Genomic DNA, 24,608 nt, shown 5'->3' with positions numbered 1-24,608 from the left:
GACCGAGAGGTGCCAGCCGGTGTCGTTGTCGACCGAGCGGTTCTTGTCCGCGACCAGATCAGCCGTACTCGTCCCGGTCGCCGCCCACACCAGCGCGCCCAGAGTCAGCCCACCGGCCCACAACCGACACCCGTGACGAGATCCCAGTGACGTCGATGCCATCGCGGCGCCCCCCTTCCCAAGTTCCTACTACGAGGTAGATCCCAGGAACAGAACACCGCATCAGCAAATATTTGGCAACCCGATGGTCTGCTGGCAATATCCCCCAGTGAGCGGCCGTTCGCCTGCCGTTCGCTGGGGCCTTGCTGGTAGCGATAGCAAATGGCGCACGTTCCCCCAAAATTTGTGAGGTCGGGCACGCTCGTTTCGTAACCAATGCCCCAGACGGAACAAGGTGACGCGTATCCGGGCAAGCTACTATCAGCCACTCTATGGCCAGCACAGCAATTGCGGTCGCCGCTGGCGGCGGCGGTGACATCGTCACGGCGTCGGTTCTCGCCGCAAAGCTTCGACACCAGTTCGACGTGGTCGCTCTCATGAGCTATTCCTGGGACCGGCTGGTCGTCGACCCCACTCCCGGGCCGCGAACGCACGGCGACTTCGACGGCCTGATCCGACATCACGACCTGGTTGCCGAGGTGACCGCGTCGGCGCGCCTCCGCGGTCCCGGCCAGTCGACACTGCCGCAGCTTGTTACCTACTTGGCGCACCCTTTGCTGCTGATGGATCCAGCCGACGGTTCGATCGGACTCTCGGCCCAGTTCCGCGCTGCCTGCCAACTGTTCGGCGCACACGCGCTGATCATCATCGACATCGGCGGTGATGTCCTCGCCGAGGGACACGAGGCCGGCCTGCGTAGCCCGTTGGCCGATTCGCTCACGCTGGCCGCAGCCGAACAGTCGGACCTGCCGCTTCACCTGCGGATCGCCGGTGTCGGCCTCGACGGAGAGCTCGCGCCACCCAACTCCGCACACTGTTAGACCGATACCAGTCGACGGCGATCACCGAGCTGAATACCGGGGACGTGTCGGTAGTCGCTGAAGTGTGGAACTGGCATCCCTCCGAGGCCAACGGACTTCTATGCGCCGCCGCCCGAGGATGGCGTGGCGTCGCCGAAACGCAACGTGACGCGCTCATCAGCATCACCGATGACGCAACGAGGGTGTACGAAGTCGACGCCCTTGAAGTAGCCGCGCCCTCTCTCGCCGCCGACCTGTCCGGCAGTCCTTCACTGGAACTCGCCGAGCAAACCATCCGGGACCGTCGCGGCTACAGCGATATCGGGCTACCGGTCAAGGATTCGACAAGGCGTCGAGGCAACGGGTGTAGGCGGTGAGATCCTCGCCCGCGCCACTGCGGCGCCACCGCATTCGCGACCACCGCTGCATCGATGAGCGGTCATGTCGATTGTCATCGTCGTGCGATGGTCCAGTGGCAGGCCGGCGGACCTGCTCTTTCCCTCAGCCGGGAGCCTGATGGATTGGCTGTGCGGCACCCGGCGGGCACTAACGTTCCAGATTCTTCTGCGGGACAAGGGAGAGGCGGGATTCATCCTTCTGCGCTCGCGGATCCAACCCTCGATCGACGAAGCCTACGAGGGCGCGAAAGCACTCCTGGCCGCGATGTGAGTCCGCCCGGCGGGTGGGCTCACCCTTCGAGACCGCGCGAGGAATGTGAACGCCCGACCCTCGTCATTCGTCGCCTCGGCGTGGTTATGTGAATCGCGACCTGCGGATCTTCGACTCGGATCGGGGGTGTTCGCAGAACTGCCACATCTGATCATTTGCGAGAAGGGCGCTAGCGAGACCTACCCGACGAACGGGGATGCCCGAGCCATGGCTTTCGATGTACCGCTTCGTTGCGAGTAGCGTGCGTTGCTGTAGCCCGGACCCGCCGGGTGATTACGTCAATGGGGCTGGAATATCTTTAGGGTGGCTTAAGGTTGGCGGGCGACCGAGCTGAAGGTTGTCCGCGATCTACCGGGCCTGGCCCATGTCGGGAGGATTGTGTGTCCCCGGCGCGGTGGGCAACGATTCGCGTGATGTCTTGACGGTGGTTGCCAGCGCAGGTACCGGCACAGTAGCTGCGATAACGGACCGCGCGGCACCCAACATTAGACGGTGTCAATTCGACGCTGTGCCGCTGGATCGAAAGCTACTGTTCCGTCAACGGGTATCCGTTTCGCCGAGCTAGAGCATCGACCGGATTCCTGGAAGCGATCTATCGAACCTCTTGTGGCAGATCAACATTCGGTTGATTTCGCGCTGCGGCGAAGTTTCCGTGAGCTGGTCTCGGCAGTGCCCGTGAATGAATTCGGTGGGTGAACCAGTGTCGGCTTCAGCATCATCTCCGATCGCGATCATCGGAATAGGCTGCCGGTTCCCCGGTGGCGTCGGTTCCCCTGCCGAGCTGTGGCGTCTCGCGGCGGCGGCTAGGTCGACGGTCGGCCCCATCCCGCTGGACCGCTGGGATGCCGCTCGGATGGCGTCGATCCACGACCCCGATCTGGCAGCCCGTACCTCACGTGGTTGTTTCCTCGACGGAGATGTGTGGGCATGGGATCCACAGGCACTCTCGGTCGCCCCTACCGAACAGGCCTGGGTGGACCCGCAATTTCGAGTGCTCACGGAAGTGGCTTGGGAGGCAGTGGAACACTCGGGCATTCCCGTCGAAAACCTCCGGGGTACCCGCACCGGTGTCTACATGGGCACCTACGCACCGGACAATCTGTTCCGGGACGCGCATCCAGCGGAGGACGCCCCCAATCCTGCCTACCTGTTCGGGAACTTCACCGCCTCCGCGGCCGGTCGCGTCGCCTTCGCCATGGACCTGCGCGGCCCGTCCATGGTCATCAGTACGCACTGTTCGTCGGGACTGGTTGCCCTCGACACCGCTTGCGGCGCTCTGACTCTCGGAGACTGTGACGTGGCGCTCGCCGGCGCGGTGCTGCTGATGCTATCCCCCTCAACGCACTACAGCGAGGCGCCGTTGCTGCTTTCCCCGTGCGGTGCCTGCCATGCGTTCGACAGCAGAGCCGACGGCTATGTGCGCGGAGAAGGTGCGGCCACCCTGGTGCTGAAACGGCTTTCGGACGCCCGGCGCGACGGTGATCGGGTCCTGGCGGTCGTTCGCGGATCGTCGGTGAACAACGACGGGCAGTCCACCCGGCTGACTGCACCGTCGACGATGATGCAGCGCGCTCTGTTCCGGCGGACCGTGGAACTGGCGGAGATCGACCCTGGCGATGTGGGGCTGGTGGAAGCGCACGGTCCGGGAACCGCCGTCGGCGACCCGGTGGAATACAGTTCCATCGACGACGTGTACGGGGCCGGGCGGGGGCGGTGTGCGCTCGGCTCGATCAAGACCAATATCGGCCACTCGGAGCCCGTATCCGGGCTCGCCGGCCTCGTCAAAGTGGTGGAATGCCTACGCCGTGGGGTCATTCCGCCGAATCTGAACTTCCGCTCCTGGAATCCGTCGATCGTCCGGAACACCGGGTCACGGATCTTCGTCCCCACCGAACTCACCTCGTGGCCGGTACCCGGACCGGGCCGGCTCGCCGCAGTGTCGTCCTATGGTGTCACCGGAACCAACGCGCACGTCATCGTCGAAGCGCCGCCCGCCGCGCCCGCTGCGCGCCGGGCGGCGACGAGTGCCCTGGTGTTCCCGCTGTCGGGTGGTTCACAGCCTGGCGTTGCCGGTGCCGCGGCCCGGCTGGCGCGATGGCTGGATGCCGAACCCGATGCGAATCTGCTCGATGTCGCACACACCCTGGCCGTGCGGCGCACCGCGACAGCGCATCGGGTGTGCATGGTCGCCGAGAACCGCGGACAGCTGCGTGAACGAGCCGAGCAGTACGCGCGTGGACTCGATCCGAACGGTGTGGTTTCCGGGGTGGCCCACCTACCGCCCGACCATCCCGGGCCGGTATTCGTGTTCACAGGCCAGGGCTCTCAGCGACCAGGAATGTGCCGAGGGTTGCTGGCGGACGAGCCAGCATTCGGGGCGGCGCTGGATCTGGTCGAACCGACCGTGCGTTCGCTTGCCGGGTTCGACATCCGGGACATGATTCTGCACCCAGATCGGATGAGCACCCTGGACCGGATTCAGCCGACCCTGTACGCGATCCAGATCGGACTCGCCGCGACATGGCGTTCCTGGGGGGTCGAGCCCGCGGCCGTGATCGGCCAGTCCCTCGGAGAGATCGCCGCCTGCGTCGTAGCCGGCGGTCTGGACCCGGTCGACGGAGCCCGGATAATCTGCCGCCGCTCGGCACTGCTGGCCGGTATATCTGGCGGTGCGATGGCATCGGTGCTGCTCGGCGAAGCGAATGTGCGGAACGCGCTGGCCGATGCTCCCGGGGTCGATCTCGCCGTACTGACCGCACCGTCGATTACGGTGATCTCGGGTGACGCAGAACAAATCCGACGACTGGTCGAACGCTGGAACGCCGACGGTGTGACCGCCCGGATGATCGATGTGGACGTGGCATCGCATTCACCGCATGTCGATTCGATACTCGGACCGCTGGCCACCGCATTGGCGGGAATTCCGGTCGCACACCCCCAGATCCACTTCCTGTCCACCGTGGCGGACGATCCGGGCGCGCCCGGTCCGATCGACGCCGGGTACTGGGTGCGCAACCAGCGTGCCCCGGTCCAGTTCAGGCGCGCCGTCGAGACGGCATTGCGCGACGGGCACCGGCTGTTCATCGAATGCACGCCGCATCCATTGGCAGTCCGGCCCATCATCGAAATCGCTGAGGCACAGGGACACACCGACACGGTCGCGGTGGGAACCCTGCGCGAAGGGGTTTCCGATACGACGGCACTGCTCGGCCACCTGGGTGCGGTGCACGTCGCCGGACACCGGATCGACTGGCGGCGTCGCTACGCCGCCGGCACGCTGACCGACGTGCCCGGTACCTCCTGGGATCGCGTCCGGCACGGTGGCGAATCACCCGTGTACCGCCTGGTCGCACCCGGGTTAGTCGGTGCCTCCCAGCATCCGCTGCTCGGTGGGCACGTCGCGGATCCGGCGGCGCCGAACACACATCTATGGCAGACGCCGATCGGGCCGGATCAGCTGCCCTGGCTGTCCGATCATCGCATCGCCGGAGTCGCGGTACTGCCCGGAACTGCACTGCTGGAGATGATCCTGGCCGCCGGACGGGTCGTTTTTGGTAAGCATCGAGTGACGGTGTGCGATTTCGTTGCCACCAGCCCGGTGGTGCTCGAGCCGGAACCGACCGTGACCGTGCGGTTGCGACGCGACGCCGATCATGCGCTGGTCGAAGTGCTCACCGGCAGCGGTGATTCCATTCTGGTTCATGCCCGCGGCCGGGTGCAGGAGACTGTCGGTGATCCGCAGCCTTCGGCACCGTCGGACACGGCCGGGTGGCGGGAATTCCCTGTTTCCGAACTGCATCGAACGTTCCGCGACAAACACAACGTGCAGCACGGGACGGCGTTCACCGCGATATCGCGAATCCTGGTGCATCCCACCGAGGATCTGGTCGCTGCCACCGTCTCGCTGCACGACACCGCGCGGGTCGGCGCGTCCGAGATGTCGCTGCATCCGGCCATGGCCGACCAAGCGGTACAGGTTGCTGTTGCGGCCTGGATCACGCACCACGGCATCGATTCCGGGCCCGTCGTGGTGGCCGGGTTCGGCGAAGTACGGGTCCATGGCAACACGGCCCACACCCGAACTGTGACGGCCCGTCTGGACCGCGCTGACGGCCTCGGTTGCACCGCCACCGTGGTACTCACCACCTTGGAAGGAGAGATTGTCGCGGAACTGTGCGGGCTGACGGTGCGGAATGTGACCCCGCCTGACCAGCGGTTCGCGTCACGGCTCGCGTACGTGCGCGTGGTCCCCGAACCCGTCGGTCATCGGCCTCCGACCGCGGACCGGCGCAGTTGGGTCCTGTCGACCGGCCGGTCCGGCGACGAACGGGCTACGCGGCTCGCCGATCAACTGCGCGCCCGGGGCAGTCGCTGTCATATCGTGCCGATCGGCGACGCGATACCCGAAGACGCGGACGCGGTTGCCGTCCTGATCGACGCCGTGAGCGACCGTGACCATCCAGGCGACGCCGGACCGGCCGAGCGGGCCCGCGCCGCGACCGCGAATGTCGCCGCGATACTGCGGCAGCTCACCCAGCTGTCGCGTGTACCCCGGCTGTGGGTGGTGGCCCAGGATTCGACCGCCGCCGACGCGTTGACCATTTCCGGCGTTCGGGGGCTGCTCCGCGTCAGTGCCTACGAACATCCGGAACTGCGGATGAGCTGCATCGACACCGACGGGCAGGCCACCGACACCGCGATCGCCGACGAACTGACGAACATGGCGCTGCCGGCCACCGAGATCGTCCTTCGTGCGGGAGAACGCTTCGTTCATCAACTGTGCGGCGAGGTACCCGAACTGGCGGCGCCCGCCGCACGGGCACGGGCCGACGGCGCGTATCTGGTCACCGGCGGGCTGAGCGGGCTGGGCCTGGCCACGGCACAACGACTGGCAGCCAGCGGCGCCGGGCAAATCATCGTGTGTGGCCGGACCGCGCCGAACCCGGCGACGATCGCGGCGCTCGACCGACTTGGTGCCCGCGTCGAGGTGGTGCTCGGCGACATCGCCGACAGCGCGGTCGCGGCGCGGGCCGTGGCCGCGGCGACGCGCGATGGTTTGCCGCTGCGTGGTGTCATCCACGCTGCTGCCGTCATCGAGGACGCACTCCTGGTCGATATCGACGAATCACTGCTGCGCCGGGTATGGCACGCCAAGGCCGAGGGGGCATGGACCCTGCATCTATCCACCGCAACCCAGCCGTTGGATTTTTTCGTTGTCTACGGTTCGGTCGCGGCACTCATCGGCTCGCCCGGACAGGGCGCCTATGCTTCGGCGAACTCGTTCCTCGACGAGTTCGTGGCCTGGCGTCGATCGCAGGGGTTGCCGGCGACCGCAATCCACTGGGGGCCTTGGGGAAACATCGGGCGTGGACAACATCTCGCCGACCGAGGTTTCGTCACGATCGATCCGGCCGACGGCGTCGACGCGCTCGAACGCATTCTTGCCGCCGGGTACGACCGGGTCGCGTATTCCCCGCTCGATCTCGACCGGTGGACCGAACCCTATCTTGGCGCGCGCAGCACCACATTGCTGGCCACGAGCCTATCCGGCGCCGATGTGGAAGAGGACGAGGCACCGTTGCGGGCACAGCTGACCACCGCGCCGACCACCGGTGCGCGCCGAGAAGTGCTCGAACGTTTCGTCGTCGACTGCATCCGCGATCTGCTCGGCGGCACCGGACGCTACATCGGCCCGCACACCAGCATCGTGATGCTCGGACTCGATTCGCTGGCCGGGGTACAGCTCCAGCAGCGGCTGCAGCGAGGGTTGCGCACCGAGATGAAGCCCGGTGTCATCTGGGTGACGCCGACCGCAGCGGGGCTGGCGGACTGGTTGCTCGGGCATCTCGGTCTCGACGTCGAGCCGGACACCAGCCATCCAGCGGCTACCGGAGCAGGCATCGGAACCCCGGTCACCGTCACGGAGCCTCCGAATTCCGCTGTCACATCGGGACCGACCTTCGAGGTGTCGCCTTGATTATCGAAACCATTGCCGCGTCCGACACCGTCCGCAACACCGCGGCAGCGGTGACGATAGCCCTCGGCACCTTCATCACGATCGCGCTCGCGGCCTGGGGGTGGCACGAATGGCGCACCGAACGACGCCCGCAGATGTTCGTGCTGATCGTCGGAGCCGTCATCGGCTGGCTAAACGACCCGGCATTCCAGACCCTCGCGAACATCGAAGTCGGTGCGCCGACCGGCATCTCGCCGGGAATCTTCGGATACCTCGCCACCGCGGAGGAACCGCTCTGGTGCGTATTCACCTACCCGATGTGGGTCTGTTTCGTTTCGTACGTGGCGTTCTACGCCATGAAAGAGCAGTGGCCCCGGATTCGGCTCTGGCTGTTGTTCGGCGTGACGAGCCTCATCGATGCGCTCGCCGAATTGCCCTACATCCATACCGGGCTGTACAGCTACAAGGCCGGACAAGCGTTGCGAGTGTTCGACTTTCCGATCGCCTGGGCTCCGACATACATGTCGATGGCCATTCTGCTCGGCACCCTGCTGTATCTGCTCGATCAGCGGATCAGCGGATGGCAGTGGCTGCTGACCGTCCCCCTCGTCGGCAGCGGCTATCTCGCATTGACTTTCGTCGCCGGTTGGCCGCTGGTGATCGGCACACACACAAATCCAGGAGAACCGTGGATCACGCTGTGGGCGTTGCTGGCGATCGGGACGGAGATCGCCATGGTGTACCTACTGTCGATGTTTCTACCGAAGGCGGCAGCGACTCGCGGCGCCTCGGTGCCGGTGGAGTGACTCGTGGATCAACACCCGATGCGTACCGCGACGGCGGTCGTACTCGGATGCGGAATCGCGGGTCTGCTCGCGGCGGCCGCGGCCTGCCGCCATTTCGACCGGGTGCTGATCATCGAACGCGATGACCTACCAGCGATGCCCGCACCACGACGTGGCACACCACAGTCCGACCACGTCCATGCCTTGACCGATCGCGGGCGGCGAGAAATCAGCCTTCTGGTACCGGGTTTCGACGCGCGGCTGGCGGCGGCGGGTGCGGTGACCGCCGATTTCGCCGCCGAGGTAGCGATTCACGGCCCAGCCGGTCGCGGCGCCCAGTTCTGCCACGACCTGGTCGCCACCGGAGCAACCCGTGAACTCTTGGAATGGGTGTTGCGCACTGAGATATGCCGTCCCCCGGTGTCCCTAGCAGCCGGCACAGTAGCGACCGGACTCGTCATGGAACGGGATTCGGTGCGCGCCGTCCGGGTCTCCGGGGCAGTGCATGGTGAGATCGAGGCCGATCTGGTGATCGACGCGACCGGCCGCGTCAGCCGAGTAGACCGCTGGCTCACCGAGAGCGGATACCCGGCACCGACGGCCACCATCATCACCGCTGGCCTCGGTTACGCCAGTCGGCTGTACCGAATTCCGTTCGGGCATAACGCAGATTGGCGTGCGTGCTACATCCAGGCCATACCGCCCCAGTCGCGCCGCGGTGGCGTGCTCATGCCTGTGGAGGGTGACCGGTGGCTCGTGACTCTGATCGGCGCCGGACACGACCGGCCGACACATAACGAAGAGCTGTTCGAGTACTACGCGCGGTCGCTGTCCAGTCCGATGCTGGCCGATGCGATCGGCGCCGCGACTGCACTGACTCCGGTGAAGGTCAGTACCTCCACCACGAGCAGGCGCAACCGGCTGGAACGATTGCGGCGCCAGCCAGCCAATTTGGTGCGCGTTGGCGATGCGGTGGTCGCTTTCAACCCTGTCTACGCACAAGGTATGACAGCCGCGGCATTGGCTGCGGCGTTGCTCGACCGTCACCTCGAATATCACGTAGGCGGCCACCGATTCGCGATGCGATACCACCAGGCACTGCTGTGGCAGCTGCGGTGGCCGTGGTTGATGGCGGCCACGGCGGACCGCCGGTGGCTTACCGCGGATCCTTCTCCGCTGCATCGGTATCTGGACCGTGTGCAGGCATGCGGTACCCGGGACCGTGACGTTCAGCGAGTGTTCCTGGAAACTTTGCAGATGAGGTCGACACCGGCGAAACTTTTCGTCCCTTCGGTTGCCGCGCGGGTGCTCCGCGACCAGTGGGAGTTCCGGACTCGCCGAGAATCCAACGAAGTTCAAGATGTGGACTGCTAGAGGGGGTGAGACACAGGTGATCTCGCGGAATGCGCCTCGCCGACACCGACACCACCGTATTCCTCGGCTTCCCACTCTGGCGCTGTGCCTGGCGCGCCGCCCGTCGCTCCCGCAAGAACCTCACCTTCTGGCGCTGGGTGCTCACTTACCGAAGAAATCAATCCTGTACATGTTAGAAATGCAGAAAGGATGATGCCGTCGTGAGTGAGAAGGTAGCCGTACTAGGGGCTGGTATCAGTGGATTGGCAGCCGCATACGATCTGCAGAAGAATTTCGAGGTGACTCTCTTCGACGCCCAACTACGACTCGGCGGCAATGCGAACACCGTCGAGACACGTTCCTCCGATGGAAAACCCCTGGCAGTCGATTCCGGCGTGATAATATACTACGACGCCTGCTGGCCATCACTGTTCGATGAATTGGGCATTCGCGCTGTTCCGGTACCGCAAGAATTGTCATTGGCTACAGTTCGCTGTTCGGGATGCGGTTTCTCTTTCGGGAGTATGGGCGAGACGTTTGGTGAACCGCCCACACGCCCCGATGTCTCGAATCAAGTGTGGGAACATTTTGTCGAGGACTTCCGGAAGTTGCCGTATCTCTTCGGTGGAGATACCGCATTGACGCCGGAGCGTCTTGTCGACACCGAGGGATACTCTCGATACTTCGTGGAACACATGATCGTTCCCATGGTCGCGTCAGCATATGTGATGTCTGAAGACGCTGCTCGACGTTGCTCCGTTCCAGCGCTGCTCAAGATGCTTGCGGAGGCGCGAATGGTACCAGGCTCGCCTCTGACCACAATGCTGCGCATTCCTGAGCATTCATCTTCATATGTCGACGTCCTCGCGAAGAATATTTCTTTCCAAGAACTGGGCACGACGGTTGAAGCGGTCATTCGTCATGGATACGGGGTGCATATCCGCGACGCTGCAGGCCGCACGCATGATTTCGACAAGGTCGTGCTTGCCGTTCCTGCCGACCGAGCTTTGGAAATGCTGGTCAACGCAACCCCACTTCAACGAGAGGTGCTCTCCCGTATTCCCTATGATTACAACCAGTGGACACTGCATACCGATGATTCCCTGCCGCATCGCGAGGGGCTGATCAGTTATCAATTAACGTCATGCACCGGTGGGGCCCATATCAATCTTCCTCACAATGCCGCACAGGAAATCACCGATCCGGTGCAGTACATTTCGACTGCCACGTTCGGAGGAGGGGTTCCTGACCCTGAACTTGTCCTGCAGACAGTCCGACACGGCATCGTTATCCTCACCCCGCAAGCTGTTGTAGCACAACAGCAACTTCCGCGTATCAGCGACAGCACGATAGCCTTCGCGGGTGCGTATTTCGGAGACTCCGGCCACGACAATGCACTGGCTTCGGGGCGTAACGCAGCCAGAATCCTCGTCGGAAAGCCGCCCAGCGGTGGCATTCGCGACATGCAGACCATGAAATGCCCTCCTTGGAGGGCGGGCACCCCGTAGTCAAACAGTGAGCCTTTCCAGGTAGCGGCACGGCTGGTGGTGTGATCTGCCGACACGCCGAAAGTGGTTGCTGGGCAACGAAAGAGCGCAGTGGCGCTCGCCCAAGCCGAGGACCGGTGCCGGGGGCATCGTCCGCAAAACGGGGTTCCGGCCGCCGGGTGGGGCGACGCAATGCTCTCCGCCGCCCTGCCCGTCGCCGGGCGGGTCGAACGCAACCACGTCGGAGTCGTGGTGGTGCATGCTTGCTGAGCGAACGCCGTTGGGAGAGGCCACCCGGAGGGTCGCGCGCCCACCCGCGCGGCGCTGTACCGACTTCGACGTGAAGGACGCGAAAACCCACGATTCACAACGGCAGCCGCTCCAGAACCACAGCGCAGAGACGACCAACACTCCGCGCAGTCGTTCGAAGGGACTGCACCGAGTTCGGTTTGATTGTCTCAAACTCGATCGGCGTCAGGCGGCCGAGTCGGCGTTGCCGTCGTCGGCGGTGGTAGGTCCGTTCGATCCAGATGACGATGGCCAGGCGCAGTTCCTGGCGGGTCGCCCAGTGTCGGCGGTCGAGGACGTTGCGTTGCAGCAGCGCGAAGAACGACTCCATCGCGGCGTTGTCACCACATGCCCCCACTCGCCCCATCGACCCCCGTAATCCGTTGGCCGACAACGCATGCACGAATCTTCTGGAACGAAATTGACTGCCCCTGTCCGAGTGGACCACGGTGCCGCCCGGGGAGCGGATCGCGACCGCGTTGCGCAGCGCCGCGACCGCCAGGGCGGCGGTCATGCGTTCGTCGATCGAGTAGCCGACGATCCGGTTGGAAAAGCAGTCCTTGATCGCGCAGAGATAAAGCTTCCCTTCACCGGTCCGGTGTTCGGTGATATCGGTGAGCCACAACAGATTCGGTGCTTGTGCGGTGAACTCGCGAGCGACGAGATCGTCATGGACCGGTGGACCCGCGCGTCTACTGAGCCCGCGTTTGCGGGCGAACACCGACCACATCCGTTGCTGCGAGCACAGGCGTTGCACCCGATTCTCACCCGCGCGGATGCCGCGGTCACCGAGCTCGTCGGCGATGAAACGGTAGCCGAACGCGGGATCGTCGGCGTGGATCTCACGAGCGGCGTCGATCAGATGGGCAGCGTCCCAATCACGCTGGGAGAAAGGTGTTTTCTTCCACTTGTAGAACGCCTGTGGAGTGAATCCGAGTACCCGGCAGATCACCGCGACAGGGAACCCGTCGGCGGCCAGTTCGAGGACCAGCGGGAACCTCATTTTGGGGGCAGCTCGCGGGCGAAGAACGCCGCGGCGCGCCGCAGGATCTCGTTTTCCTGCTCCAGCTGCTTGGTGCGTTTGCGCAGCTCACGCAGCTCCGCGGACTCTTCCCGAGTCGATCCGGGCTTGTTACCATCCTCGATATCGGCTTGTTTGAGCCAGTTGTGCAGGCACGCTTCGGAGATCCCGAAATCCTTGGCGACCTGCTTGATCGAGGAGTCGCCCTTGCGGGCAACCGCGACGACATCGCACCGGAACTCCTGCGGATACGGCTTCGGCATGGTGGACATCCTTCCAGCGAGGACGAAGTCCTCACAGATCAGGAATCAACCAAACCGGGGGCAGTCCCCTGGAATCTCCTGGTGAGGAGCGGATGTGATGCGTAATGGCCTCGAGTAGACCGCTGTCGGAGAAGAGAACCCCGTTGACCGAGGCTCAGGTCGAGCAGGTGTGGCGGCGGTGGCGGTCGGGGCAAGCGATCAAGGTCCTGGCCCGGGAGATGCGCCGGCACCCTTCAACGGTGCGCGACCTCCTCGAACGCTGCGGCGGGGTCCGGCCGGTCCCGCGCCGCCGCAGCATGTTGCGCCTGAGTTTGGCTGAGCGAGAAGAGATCTCGCGCGGGCTGGCCGCCGGGGACTCGCTACGCGGTATCGCCCGCGGCCTGGGTCGCGCACCCTCGACGATCTCGCGGGAGGTCGCCGGGCGCGGCGGTCGTTTCGCCTATCGGGCCTTGCCCGCCGACCAGGCGGCGTGGGCGCGGGCAACACGACCGAAACCCACCAAACTGTCGCGCGATCCGGCATTGGCCGCGGTGGTGGCCGAGAAACTCGCTTTGGCGTGGTCGCCGCAGCAGATCGCGGGCTGGCTGCGACGAAATCCGCAGTCCAGCATGGGTTATGTGTCGCACGAGACGATCTACCGGGCCTTGTTCATCCAGGCTCGTGGCGAACTGCGCCATGAGCTGACCCGCTATCTGCGCACCCACCGGGCCATGCGCCGGCCCAAAGTCAAACGCGAGCCCGACGGCCGCGGTCAGCGCCGCGGCGTGCTCAACATCGCCGAACGCCCCGCCGAGGCCGCCGACCGAGCCGTGCCCGGGCATTGGGAAGGTGACCTGCTGGTCGGGCGCGGCATGTCTCCGGTCGCCACCCTGGTCGAACGCTCCACCCGGTTTCTGCTGCTGGTCGCCCTGCCCGAGGGCAAACGCGCTGATCTGGTCGCCGACGCCCTAGCGGAGCGGATCCTCACCCTGCCCGATGCGTTGCGCCGGAGCTTGACCTGGGACCAAGGCTACGAAATGGCCGAACACGCCGCCTTCACCGTCGCCACCGGTGTCCCGGTCTACTTCTGCGACCCGAAAAGTCCCTGGCAGCGCGGCAGCAACGAAAACACGAACGGGCTTCTACGCCAATACCTTCCCCGACATCTCGACCTGCGCACATACAGTCAAGCCGACTTCGATGCGATCGCCGACGAACTCAACGGGCGCCCTCGACAAACCCTCGACTTCAGGACACCATCAGAAGCACTCGAAGAGGCGTTGCGTTGACCGCCTGAGCCCGCACCGCATGAGCGGACGCCTATACCAGCGATCGGGGCTTGGGCAAGTTCCCCGGTCGAGGGGGCGCGGACATCGCCGTCATTGTGATCTATTTTGGCTTCTTCATCCTCCTAGCTTTCGGAAGTCCCAGCTGCGGATGGTCTCTGGCCGGATCCGGAGCCAGGCGTGTCGCTCGTCGTAGGGCAGGGTGTCAAGGCCGACGTATTTGGTGGCAAATAGGCTCTCGGGGGTCTCCAGGGCAGGCTCGGGCTGACCGGTGCGGGGCACCTCGCCGACGACTTCGGCCTCGCCGACGAGCTCGACGCCGCGTAATTCCAAGTAGTCGTGGCCGGTGTCGACCACGACCGCGATGCGCGGCTGTCTGGAGATGTCGGCCCACCGCTGGCTACGCGTCAGCGAGTACAGCCACAGACACTCGTTGTCCCAGACGAACCACAGCGGAGTTGCGTGTGGGCCGGACGGGCCGTTGGTCGCCACCCGGCAGACGCGCTGGTCGGCTAAGAACGCGTCGCGCTCGTGATCTTCCATGGCGATGCTGCGGCCACGCCGCTGAGTACTCATCGAACGCTCCACTGCGGCGCACGCTTCTCCGCGAACGCGAGGAGGCCCTGGTGGATGTCCTCGGACTCCAGCACGGAGGCGAAGGCGCGCTCGGTGGCGTGCCAGGCGGTCATGTCCGCGTCGATGGCGTTGCGTCGGGCTTCGCGGCGCATGGTGGCGATCAGTGTCTGTCCTTCGCGGTGGATGTCGACCAGGTCTGGCATCTTCTGTTCCCTTCTACGAATGGCGGTGGGAATCGCGCCGCCGACGCTTTTTGTGGCGTCGGCGAGCGGGGCACGGGCACCCTGGAGGTCTACGGACATGGCTGCTTCCCTTTCTTTTTCGGTTTCTCTCGGGTCGGCGGGGTCAGGTGGAGGCTCCGGCAGCCTTGTCGCCGGCGCACAGGAACTCGCGGATCAGATCAGCGACGCGATCGGGCGCCTCGATCATCGGTGTGTGCCCCACGTGCTCGAGGACCGCGGTCGTGATCGTTGGCACTGTCCTGTAGCGCGCGAGGGAGGCGTCCACGTTGTAGAAGCGGTCCTCTCGGCCGAAGACGACCAGCGCCGGCAGTGCGAGGTTGTCTATCCGTGCGTCCAGCCCGAGCCGTCCGGTCCAGGCCTGGCGCCGCTTGATGGATTGGGTGAAGGAGGGGTGGTTGAGGCTGCGGGCATCGTGGAGGCCCTGACGGGGGTTGGTAAATGCCGTGGCCATGTCGAAGCCTGGCGCGAATGCTCGCCGCACTACGCGGTTGGTCACGAACGCGGGACCGTGGTGTTGCAGGATCGGGCCGATCCACGGGACGTGAATCACCCACTCGCCTGGGGGCAGTGTTCCGGTGCTTGTGTCGGGCCCTTCGCCGAGCAGCACGAGCCGTGTGATGCGGGTGCTGTGCTCGGCGGTGGCCACGCCGAAGAGGCTGCCCATCGAGTGGCCGACAACGGTGACGTCGTTCAGGTTCAACTCGCAGAGCAGACGTGCATAGAGCCGACCTTGGCTTTCGGGGTCGTAGCCGGTGGTGGGTCGTGCCGATCCGCCGTGCCCGAGGAGGTCGACCCGGATGGTCCGGCATTCCGGCAGGCGGGCAACGAGCTGGTCGAACCATGCCGTGGAGGCACCGAAGCCATGCAGCATCAGGAGGACGGGTCCGTCGATCGGGCCGTCCGTTCGGACGTGCAGGTCGATACCATCGACGGACATGACCGTTCCCGCGCCGCCTGTGGCCGGCTCGGCGCTGGTGCGGCCAGTCAGGTCGCGAATCGAGCTGAGACGCCACCGCCCGAGCGATGATGTGTTCTTCGTGGTCACGCGCGTCTCCTCACCCGGTGGTCGTGGACTCGAGACCGAGCAGGCGGACCAGGACGGTCCCGATCGTGTCGGCTGGAACGCTGCCCGGATCGGCGAGCTCTTCGATGGCGAGGCCGTTGTTCAGCGCCAGCATGGTGAACATGAGGGTGCGGGAAGAGACGGCTGTGCCTGCACCCCATCCGGTGAGCGCTTCCTCGGCCAACTCGGTCAGTTGCCGGCGGTAGTCGCGGCGTTTCTCGACCCATCGCTCGCGTAGCTGGTCGTCGCGGGCTGCGCGAAGCCAGAACTCGGTGAACAGCAGCTGCCATTCGCGGCTGTGCTGCATTGCGGCGGTCATTTGCCGGCCGGCTGCGAGTGCGGTCGCCTCGTTGGTGACGGTCAGGTCGGCCTGGCCGAGAGTGGCGCGAACAGCGGTGATGCGGCCTGTGACCTCTTGGTCGAAGAGCTCGAAGAACAGGTCGTCCTTGTTCGCGAAGTTGGAGTAGAGCGCACCGGTGGTGAACCCGGCGGCGGCCGCGACCTGTTGCATGGTGGCTCCGGCGAAGCCACGTTCGGCGAACACCGTGGAGGCAGCTCGCAGAAGCCGGGCGCGGACCTCGGAGCGGGGCGTGCGGCGGGTGACGGGGACTGGGGCTGCGTTCATGAGGACCATCCGGCGTTAGAGCGTGTCTTACCTGCCCGCAGGAAGGATCCGTAGCGTTGCGTCGTGCCGAATCCGTCGGCGAAGGTGCCGTAGCGGTAGACGAGGTGTCCGCCCACGATGGTCGCGGCCACTGCGGCGTCGTTGCGGTTGACCATGCGGGAGACGCCCCCGAGCCCGTCGAGGACGGCTTCGGCGTAGTCGGCCGAGGCCTGCGAAAGCCCGGAGGGGTCGACGATGGCGATGTCGGCGCGGTCTCCCGGGCGGAGGGTGCCGGCGTCCACGCCGTACCAGTCACCGAGTTCGCCGGTGAGCCGGTGCACGGCTCGTTCGAGGCTGATGAACTGGTGACCGTCGTCAGCGGCCTCCTTTACCCGCCTCAGGAACCGAAGGCCGGCGTTGTAGAACGCCATGTTGCGCAGGTGGGCGCCGGAGTCGGCGAAACCCATCTGGATCTGCGGGTTGTCCGCGATCTTGTCGAGCACGTCGGGACGGTGGTTGGCGATCGTCGTACGCCAGCGCAGGGCGGCGCCATGGGCGACCACCAGGTCAAGGAAGGCGTCAGCGGGATGAATGCCCCGCTTCTCGGCAACGCGGCCGAACGACTTGCCGATCACCTCGGCGTCTGGGCAGCTGACGATGTCGGCGTCATACAGGTCGCGGTGCCATAGCTTCGGGCCGAACCGTCGCTCCAAGTCCTTGCGGAACCGGCGGCGGTAAGGCTCGGTGTCCACGAGCTTGCCGCGCTCGATCGCATCACGCACGTTGAGAGCCGCAGCGCCGGAGCCGAATTCCTCGAAGACGACCAGGTCGATGCCGTCGGCGTATACCTCGAACGGCACTGGCAGGTGCTGCCAGCACAGGTCCGAGGCGATCGCCCGGTTCAGCAAGGCCGTCGCCTTGGTCATCATCCAGATCAGCTTCGGTTCTGCCTTGAGATCTGCCGCGGTGAGCATCGTGGTCTTCAACGGTGCCCTGCCTCGACCAGCGCTTTGAGCGAAGAACTTGACGATCTCGGCCTTGCGGGCAGCGTTGGGCGTGCACTGGTGCACGCGCCCGTAGTCGCGCAGCACGCGGTTCAACGCCCGGTACTCTCTCCACTTCGCGTAGGTGGAGGGAAGCTGGCGCGAAGGGTAGCGCACGCCATCCAGCTTCGAGAACGAACTCCTGATGGTCGACAATCCCAGGAACCCGGCGTCGAGCGCATCGGCCAGCGTCGCGCGCATCCGGTCCAACTCCGCAGGAGCCGGTCGTTCGTCTGGATCGGTGGCCCGATCCAGACCCATGACCGCCACACGGATGTCGGAGTGGCCGATGAGAGCAGCGATGTTGGGTCCCAGCGGGCCGGACTCGAGGGCCTCCACGTAGCTGTGTGGACTTGTCCAGGTCCGGTGTTCCTTGACCGCCGTGTGGACGGCGTCCCACGGCAGGGCTTCGACGCGCGAGAACAGGTCCGCACAGTCCTCGGCAGAGGCGTACACAGTCGACAGTGAGCAGTTCCCGAAGATCACGGTGGTGACGCCGTGGCGCACCGATTCCGAGAGCCCGGGGGCGACCAACACTTCGGCGTCGTAGTGGGTGTGCACGTCGATGAGGCCCGGCATCACCCACAGGCCCGCAGCGTCGACGACCTCCGCCCCGTGTGTAGCCAAAGGCTCAGTGCTTATCGCAGCCACCCGTCCCGCGCGTACTCCGACGTCGCGAAACGCGGGTTGTGCACCGGTTCCGTCGAAGAAGTATCCGCCCCGGATCACCAGATCGAAGTCATCCATGACGTCGCCTCTCAGTTTCGATAACGGCGATTATTCAGTAATGAACGTTATCGAAGGACGCATGGGTCGTCAAGATGGCCGTCCGGCTTGTGCGCCCGCCTGGTCGTACCCGGGCAGTCGCCTGCACCAAAGGTCCGAGCGACAGGCCGGCACGCCGGACAGGTCCAGGGTTCTGGTGTGGAACAGGCAGTACTTGCCTACAGTCGGTGTCGCTGGAGGTCGTGGATACGACAGCAAGCGATGTCGCCCAACATCCTTGCTGACTGTCGTACAGCCCAGGGCGAGAACATGATTCGCTGTTTGTCTGTGTTCTCGTCACCGGCATGCTCACGCATACAACTAGGTCGTCCCGTACTCGGAATGCTCAATGCCGCGCATGACCTGCGCGAATGCCAGGTCGTCATACCCACGCGGAGCCGCTGTTCGGGTCGCGCCAGTCGGCGGTGCGGCCATCACTTCGTTGGCTGCGGTCGGGCCCGGATCATATGCCCCGGTGGGTGGCTTCCCGGTATCGGATGGCCCACCAGACTTGCAGGGTGGCATGGGGTTTGCGGAGGTCGGTGCCGGTGAGGTCTTCGAATCTGGCGATGCGGTAGCGGACGGTGTTGGGGTGTACGACGAGTTGTGCCGCGGTGAGGTCGGCGCGCATACCGGTGTCGATGTAGCGGTCGACGGTGTCGATGAGGAGCTGTGCCTGTGCGTCGGTGCCGAGGGGAAGCAGGAGCCGGCGAAGGAGTTCGGCACCGAGATCGTGGTCGGCGATGACTGCCGGTAGTACACCCAGGGATTCCAGCGTGTTCGGCCCCGGTCGGCCGAAGGTTTCGGCGGTGGCCAGCGCTCGGCCCGCCAGGCCGAAGGATCGGGGTAAGTCGGCAAGCGGGACAGGCGGGCCTACACCGATGGTGGATGTGGTGTCGAGGGTTCTGGCCGATTCGAGCACACCGGCAAGGTCGCCGTCGATGACGGTCGTCAACCCGTACGAGGCCGCGGCGCGCATCGACCAGGGCGATGCGTCGGTGGTGTCGGAGTCGGTGAGCCGGGTTCGGAATGCGCGGTATTCGACGTCCGGATCGAGGCCGTATCGATCGGCTTGTTGCCGCACGGCGGCGGCGCCGAGCGTACCGAGCAGCAGCGCGCGGGTGAAATCGGCCCGCATATGCAGGTCGCGTCGGGACAGTTCCAGCTCGACTTCGCGGTGGGCTGCCGCGTAGGCAGCGGTCGCCTGGTCGACCAGTGCGAGCAACTGATGGGTGGTGTCGAGGAGCAGTGCATCGGGAATATCCAGTTCGCGACCCACTTTTGTTATCGCGAACAATACGTCCTGAATGGTCACCCGCCAGCTGTGCTGGATGTCTGGCAGTGAAAGCCCCTGCTGGGCACGTATTTTCCCGTATTCGCGGAAGACTTGCAGGTCGTCTTCGTTCAACGGACTCCGTCGGCCCAGTGCGTCGACCATGCGATCGAACAACACCGGCGACGTGCGGGCGACGGTCGCTGCCGAGATCGCGGAGTAGCCCGCCGCAGCGGCCTGCGATCGATGCGCCATGGCATCGATGAGCTGCTCCTTTTGTTCCATGAGCTGAGTCAGGAGTCGTCGTAACTGCGCGGACTGCGGTGGTTCGACGGTGGCTCCCATGGTGTTGTCGAGAGTATGGCGACCCATTGGAATGAGCAACAAAATCGTCGTGATCGCGTTGGCATCGGATCCATGGCAGGCCTACGCCGCTACCCGAATACTCGAGACCGGCGGACTGCCGTACTCGACGACGAGGGCAAGGGATGTATCTGACACAGGGGTTGCATCGCGCGGTGCAACAGCACCCCGAGCGGGTGATGTCGATCTATCAGGACCGTCGGCGGACGTATGCCGAAGCAGCCCGGCGCATTGCCGCATTGGCGGGAGCGCTGCGTGGGTTGGGTGTCGGCGACGACGAGCCGGTGGCGATCCTGTCGCTGAATTCGGATCGCTACAGCGAGTTCCTGCTGGCGGTGCCGTGGGCGAACGCGGTGATCAATCCGGTCAATATCCGGTGGAGTTCCGCCGAAATCGCCTACTCGCTCACCGATTCCGACAGTCGGGTGTTGTTCGTCGACCAGGCTTTCGCGCCGATGGTGGCGGCGATCCGGGAGCAGTGCGAGTGTGTACGCACCGTGGTGTACTGCGGCGAGGGCCCCGTGCCGGAGGTCATGCTCGACTACGAGGACCTTGTCGCGGCCGCCGACCCGATTCCCGACGCCCGCCGCGGCGGGCACGCGGTCGCGGGAGTGTTCTACACCGGCGGCACCACGGGATTCCCGAAGGGAGTACTGCTCAGCCACGCGAATCTGCAGACCTCGATGCTGGGCGTGCTGGCCACCGGGATCTTCGACGAAGCTTCCCGAATCCTGCACGCCGCCCCTATGTTTCACCTCGCCGATCTTTTCCTGTGGGCGTGCGGGGTGAGCCTGGGTGCTACGCACGTGATCGTCCCGGCCTTCGATCCGGCGGCGGTGCTGGCGGCGATCCAGGAGCATCGGGTCACCGACACCGTCCTGATTCCCATCATGATTCAGTTGCTGGCCGATCATCCGGCGGCGGCCGAGCATGATCTCTCGTCGATTCGGCACCTGTTCTATGGCGGCGCGCCGATCTCGCGGGCCGCGCTGGACCGGGCGGTCGCGGCCTTCCCGCACGCCCGGTTCGTGCAGGCGTACGGGATGACCGAGGTAGCCGCCGTCGCCACCATGCTCACCCCCGGCGATCACACCGACACCCTGCTCGGTTCGGCCGGGCGCGCGCTGCCGCACAGCGAGGTGCGGATCGTCGACGCCGAGGACCTCGAGGTGCCGCGCGGCACGGTCGGCGAGATCGTGGTGTGCGGCGGCCATGTCATGCTCGGCTATCTGAACAAGCCGCAGGAGACCGCGGCAGTCCTGCGGGACGGCTGGATGCACACCGGCGACGGCGGATTCATGGACGACGCCGGTTACGTCCATGTGGTCGACCGGCTCAAGGACATGATCATCACCGGCGGGGAGAACGTGTACTCCGCCGAAGTGGAGAACGCGATCTCCGCGCATCCGGCGGTCGCGGTGTGCGCGGTCATCGGTGCACCCGATCCGACGTGGGGTGAGCGGGTACATGCCGTGATTGTCTGCCATGCCGGTCGAACGGTCACTCTCGAGGAGATCCGCGAGCACACCAAGGCGCTCATCGCCGGGTACAAGGTGCCGCGCAGCATCGAGATCGCCGAGTCCATGCCGCTGTCGGGAGCGGGAAAGATCCTCAAACACGAACTGCGCAAACAGTTTTGGAACGAATCGGAAAGGCAGGTGTCGTAGTGGTGACCAGCCCCGCGGACATTCTGGAATGCACTCGCGTCGACGACATCTTGGTGCTCACCATGCAGCGTGAGCGCCGGCGCAACGCGATCGACGCCGGGCTGACCGCGGCTCTGGACGCGGCGCTGAACGAGCTGGACGACAATCCCGACCTGCGCACCGGCGTGTTGACCGGCGCGGGTTCGGTATTCAGCGCGGGCACCGATCTCGAGCACGGCTCGGGCGCACCGACCGCACGCGGAGGGGAATACGGCCTGGTTCGCCGCCACCGCGTCAAACCGCTGATCGCGGCGGTCGACGGCCCCGCTCTGGGCGGCGGGTTCGAACTGGTGCTGGCGTGTGATCTGGTGGTGGCCTCCACGGCCTCGTCGTTCAGCCTGCCCGAAGTGCGGCGCGGGGTGGTCGCGGCGTGCGGGGCGCTGTTCCGTACTGCCCGGGCGTTGCCGCGCAATATCGCCACCGAACTGCTGCTCACCGGTGAGCCTCTCGCTGCTGAACGCGCGCACGCGCTCGGGCTGGTCAATGTGTTGACCGAGCCGGGCAAGGCTGTCGAATCGGCGCTCGAGCTGGCCGGTCGGCTGCGTGTCAACGGACCGGTATCCATCCGGGAAACCCTGCGCGCGCTCGACAGCTTCCACGCTGCCTCCGACGAAACCGGTTGGACCGTCACACAAAAGGCGATCGAGACCGTGCTCGCCTCCGAAGACTGCCGCGAGGGGATCCGCGCGTTCGCGGACAAGCGCGCCCCGCGCTGGACAGGACGGTGACCCAGATGTACTTCCGCGAAGACGGCAAACCGCAGGGCAAACCGATCGTGCTCGTGCACGGGTTCGCTTGCTCATTGCACTGGTACGACCGCGTCGTGCCGCGACTGGCCGACGACTACCGGGTCATTCGAGTTGATCTGAACGGACACGGGCGCACCGGCGGCGATCAGGGCCTCGATCCGCAGGGCCAGACCCGTTCCCTGGCAGCGGTTTTCGATGAGCTCGACCTCACCGACGCGATGGTGGTCGGGCATTCCTATGGCACCGATACGGCCTTGGGCGTCGGAGCGATCTCGGCTCGTGTCAGCGAGATCGTGATCATGAGCCAATCGCCGGATTACAGCCTCGCCAAGTTGCCGCGCGGCCACTCGCTGGTCGGTTTGCCGATGGCGCCGCAACTGGTGCACCATCTGATACCGGATTGGATGGTATGGCGGGTGTTACGCAGCGGATTCCGGCCCGGCTTCGACATCGGATCCGGTTTCGATGATCCGCGCCAGCCGCTGCACGACCGCGCGGTGATGTCGCTCGGTATGTACCGCGCCGTGGCGCGAACTCGCGATCTCGAGTTGCGGGCGGAACCGCTCGATGCCCGGATCCGCGCCATCGACAAACCCGTGCTCGCGATCCACGGCCGTCACGACCAGTTCTTCGACTGCGAAGGAAGCATCACGCGCTACCGCGCCGCGGGTGCGACCGTGCGAGTCATCGAAAACGCCGGCCACACCCCCAATGTCGAGACCCCCGACGAGGTCGTCGCGCTGCTGCGCGAATTCCTCATAGCACCTCGCCCACTAAAGAACCGAGAACACTCATGAAATTCGCGGACACAGTGCGGTATCTGACCGTCGCCACGGTGATGGCGCTCGTGCTCGGCGGGGTCGCCGAAGCAGCACCGCCCACGGGCTCGAGCGATGCTGCCGTCGATGCCTTCTACCTGCCTCCCGACCCGCTCCCCGGATCGGCTGCCGGTGACGTCATTCGCACTCAACCGTTCCCGCTCCCGTTGTCGCTCCGGTTGAACGAGGTCACGATCCCGGCGACCGCGCAACGGATCATGTACCGCAGCAACGACGCCCACGACGAGCCGATCGCGGTGACGGGCACCTACTTCGAGCCCAGCCAACCCTGGACCGGGCCCGGCGATCGACCGCTGGTCACTATGGCGGCGGGCACCCAGGGCCAGGGCGACGACTGCGCACCGTCGAAGCTGTTCGGAGAACTGCTCAACTACCACTTCCCGTTCGACGTCATGACCGAGTACGAGGTCCTGCCCGTCTACCTGCTGCTGGCGCGTGGTGTCGCCGTCGTCATGACCGACTACGCCGGACTCGGCACCCCCGCGGTGCACGACTGGATGAACCGTGAGTCCCAAGGTCACGCCGTGCTCGATGCGGCCAGGGCGGCTCGGAAACTACCCGGCACCTCCCTGGGCGCGGCCGCACCGCTGGCGATCGCGGGCTACTCCCAAGGTGGTGGTGCGGCAGCCTCGGCAGCGGAGATGCAGCCCGGCTACGCACCCGAACTCGACCTGCGTGGCAGCTTTGTGGGCGCGGTTCCCGCGGACCTGATCGCCGTCCTGACCGCACCGGCCGCCGATGCCGGTATGTTCGGCAACGGCGTAATCAGCGGTCCCGCAGTCGGTTTGTTCGGATACATCATCAACAGTCTGGCGGCCGTCTATCCCGAGGCGAGACCGGAAATCGACCGCATCACCAACGACAGCGGAAAACGGCTGATAGCCGAGGTCGCCACCTCATGCGTTCCGGATCTGTTGCTGCGCAACATGTTCCGGAGATCGCGCGAGTTCACCGCAAGTGGGCGACTGCTCTCGGAAGAGATTCTCGATTCCCCGATCCTGCGCGAGCTGCTCGATCGGCAGCGAATCGGCCGACTCACCCCCGGTGCGCCCGTCTACATCTCCTCGTCGGTCGTCGACGATCTGGTCGGCCACCCCCAGAGCAGGCAGCTCGCGCAGGACTGGTGCGACAGCGGCGCGACCGTGGAACTGAACAAGTTCGATCGAATTCCCCCGTGGTTCAACGGCCTCGGAGTCGGACATGTGATCAGCATCCTCCCGTATCTGTCGGTGATGACCGACTGGCTGCTGGCTCGGTTCGCCGACGTTCCCGCGACCGGCGACTGCTCGGCTCTGCCGAACTGACCGCAGATTGAAAATGCATCGTTGAAACAACAGCA

At 65.3% G+C, this 24,608-nt stretch carries 18 protein-coding genes and 1 pseudogene; 12 read left to right on the top strand and 7 right to left on the bottom strand.

Annotated features, from left to right (window positions below; genetic code table 11):
• Positions 1 to 431 precede the first annotated feature (431 nt).
• The 7 genes from NBRGI_RS49620 to NBRGI_RS46385 all read left to right on the top strand — a co-directional run bounded on the left by NBRGI_RS49620 (position 432) and on the right by NBRGI_RS46385 (position 11,230).
• Positions 432 to 980, top strand: coding sequence for a DUF1152 domain-containing protein (locus NBRGI_RS49620; protein ID WP_051727767.1), 549 nt, complete (start codon positions 432 to 434; stop codon positions 978 to 980).
• A complete protein-coding gene (locus tag NBRGI_RS49890; RefSeq protein ID WP_081878058.1) occupies positions 974 to 1,336 on the top strand; it encodes a DUF1152 domain-containing protein in 363 nt (120 codons plus the stop codon). Before NBRGI_RS49620 ends, NBRGI_RS49890 begins: the two co-directional genes overlap by 7 nt.
• A 64-nt stretch (positions 1,337 to 1,400) precedes the next feature.
• Positions 1,401 to 1,628 (top strand): M14 family zinc carboxypeptidase, encoded by a 228-nt coding sequence (locus tag NBRGI_RS14635; RefSeq protein WP_029896545.1) that lies wholly within the window; start codon positions 1,401 to 1,403, stop codon positions 1,626 to 1,628.
• A gap of 679 nt (positions 1,629 to 2,307) precedes the next feature.
• Positions 2,308 to 7,605, top strand: a complete 5,298-nt coding sequence (locus NBRGI_RS14630) for a type I polyketide synthase (RefSeq protein WP_081878057.1) — start codon at positions 2,308 to 2,310, stop codon at positions 7,603 to 7,605.
• Positions 7,602 to 8,390 (top strand): hypothetical protein, encoded by a 789-nt coding sequence (locus NBRGI_RS14625; RefSeq protein ID WP_029896541.1) that lies wholly within the window; start codon positions 7,602 to 7,604, stop codon positions 8,388 to 8,390. Before NBRGI_RS14630 ends, NBRGI_RS14625 begins: the two co-directional genes overlap by 4 nt.
• 18 nt (positions 8,391 to 8,408) lie before the next feature.
• Positions 8,409 to 9,743: an NAD(P)/FAD-dependent oxidoreductase gene (locus NBRGI_RS14620; protein WP_063726269.1), complete on the top strand. Its 1,335-nt coding sequence runs from the start codon at positions 8,409 to 8,411 to the stop codon at positions 9,741 to 9,743.
• A 200-nt stretch (positions 9,744 to 9,943) separates the two neighbouring features.
• Complete coding sequence (locus NBRGI_RS46385) at positions 9,944 to 11,230, top strand: FAD-dependent oxidoreductase (protein ID WP_081878056.1); 1,287 nt, start codon at positions 9,944 to 9,946, stop codon at positions 11,228 to 11,230.
• Positions 11,231 to 11,645: 415 nt separating this feature from the next.
• On the opposite strand, the pseudogene NBRGI_RS14610 reads toward NBRGI_RS46385, so the two are convergent.
• Positions 11,646 to 12,781 (bottom strand): annotated as a pseudogene (locus NBRGI_RS14610) (IS3 family transposase); the annotation flags it as partial.
• Positions 12,782 to 12,885: 104 nt separating this feature from the next.
• Here NBRGI_RS14610 and NBRGI_RS14600 point away from each other — a divergent pair.
• Positions 12,886 to 14,049, top strand: a complete 1,164-nt coding sequence (locus NBRGI_RS14600; protein WP_051727765.1) for an IS30 family transposase — start codon at positions 12,886 to 12,888, stop codon at positions 14,047 to 14,049.
• Between the two features lie 114 nt (positions 14,050 to 14,163).
• On the opposite strand, the gene NBRGI_RS14595 is transcribed toward NBRGI_RS14600, so the two are convergent.
• The 6 genes from NBRGI_RS14595 to NBRGI_RS45170 form a co-directional block, all read right to left on the bottom strand.
• The gene (locus NBRGI_RS14595) at positions 14,164 to 14,622 is read right to left on the bottom strand and encodes a pyridoxamine 5'-phosphate oxidase family protein (protein ID WP_029896530.1); all 459 of its coding nucleotides are present in this window, start codon (positions 14,620 to 14,622) and stop codon (positions 14,164 to 14,166) included.
• Positions 14,619 to 14,924, bottom strand: coding sequence for a hypothetical protein (locus tag NBRGI_RS48695; RefSeq protein ID WP_029896529.1), 306 nt, complete (start codon positions 14,922 to 14,924; stop codon positions 14,619 to 14,621). Before NBRGI_RS48695 ends, NBRGI_RS14595 begins: the two co-directional genes overlap by 4 nt.
• Before the next feature lie 43 nt (positions 14,925 to 14,967).
• A complete protein-coding gene (locus NBRGI_RS14585) occupies positions 14,968 to 15,909 on the bottom strand; it encodes an alpha/beta fold hydrolase (RefSeq protein WP_051727764.1) in 942 nt (313 codons plus the stop codon).
• 10 nt (positions 15,910 to 15,919) lie between these two features.
• Positions 15,920 to 16,552, bottom strand: a complete 633-nt coding sequence (locus NBRGI_RS14580; RefSeq protein ID WP_029896525.1) for a TetR/AcrR family transcriptional regulator — start codon at positions 16,550 to 16,552, stop codon at positions 15,920 to 15,922.
• Positions 16,549 to 18,321: an N-acyl-D-amino-acid deacylase family protein gene (locus NBRGI_RS14575; RefSeq protein ID WP_029896523.1), complete on the bottom strand. Its 1,773-nt coding sequence runs from the start codon at positions 18,319 to 18,321 to the stop codon at positions 16,549 to 16,551. The genes NBRGI_RS14580 and NBRGI_RS14575 overlap by 4 nt, the downstream gene beginning before the upstream one ends.
• Positions 18,322 to 18,802: 481 nt before the next feature.
• Positions 18,803 to 19,957 carry a PucR family transcriptional regulator gene (locus tag NBRGI_RS45170; RefSeq protein WP_158439868.1) on the bottom strand — a complete coding sequence of 385 codons (1,155 nt, stop codon included), beginning with the start codon at positions 19,955 to 19,957 and terminating at the stop codon, positions 18,803 to 18,805.
• A 143-nt stretch (positions 19,958 to 20,100) separates the two neighbouring features.
• Between NBRGI_RS45170 and NBRGI_RS14565 the strand changes: the two genes are divergently transcribed.
• The 4 genes from NBRGI_RS14565 to NBRGI_RS14550 are packed head-to-tail and all read left to right on the top strand — an operon-like array spanning position 20,101 to position 24,573.
• A complete protein-coding gene (locus NBRGI_RS14565; protein WP_029896519.1) occupies positions 20,101 to 21,642 on the top strand; it encodes an acyl-CoA synthetase in 1,542 nt (513 codons plus the stop codon).
• Between the two features lie 2 nt (positions 21,643 to 21,644).
• Entirely contained in the window at positions 21,645 to 22,409 is a 765-nt protein-coding gene (locus NBRGI_RS14560; RefSeq protein ID WP_081878062.1) for an enoyl-CoA hydratase-related protein, read from the top strand.
• 5 nt (positions 22,410 to 22,414) lie between these two features.
• Positions 22,415 to 23,227, top strand: coding sequence for an alpha/beta fold hydrolase (locus tag NBRGI_RS14555; RefSeq protein WP_063726268.1), 813 nt, complete (start codon positions 22,415 to 22,417; stop codon positions 23,225 to 23,227).
• On the top strand, positions 23,224 to 24,573 hold the full coding sequence (locus NBRGI_RS14550; RefSeq protein ID WP_063726265.1) for a lipase family protein: 1,350 nt from the start codon (positions 23,224 to 23,226) through the stop codon (positions 24,571 to 24,573). The genes NBRGI_RS14555 and NBRGI_RS14550 overlap by 4 nt, the downstream gene beginning before the upstream one ends.
• The last annotated feature ends 35 nt before the right edge of the window (positions 24,574 to 24,608 follow it).

Source organism: Nocardia brasiliensis IFM 10847 (assembly GCF_000710915.1).
GTDB classification, from domain to species: Bacteria; Actinomycetota; Actinomycetes; order Mycobacteriales; family Mycobacteriaceae; genus Nocardia; species Nocardia brasiliensis_A.
Note: the sequence above shows the minus strand (reverse complement) of the source record. Positions and strands in the feature narration are given on the sequence as shown.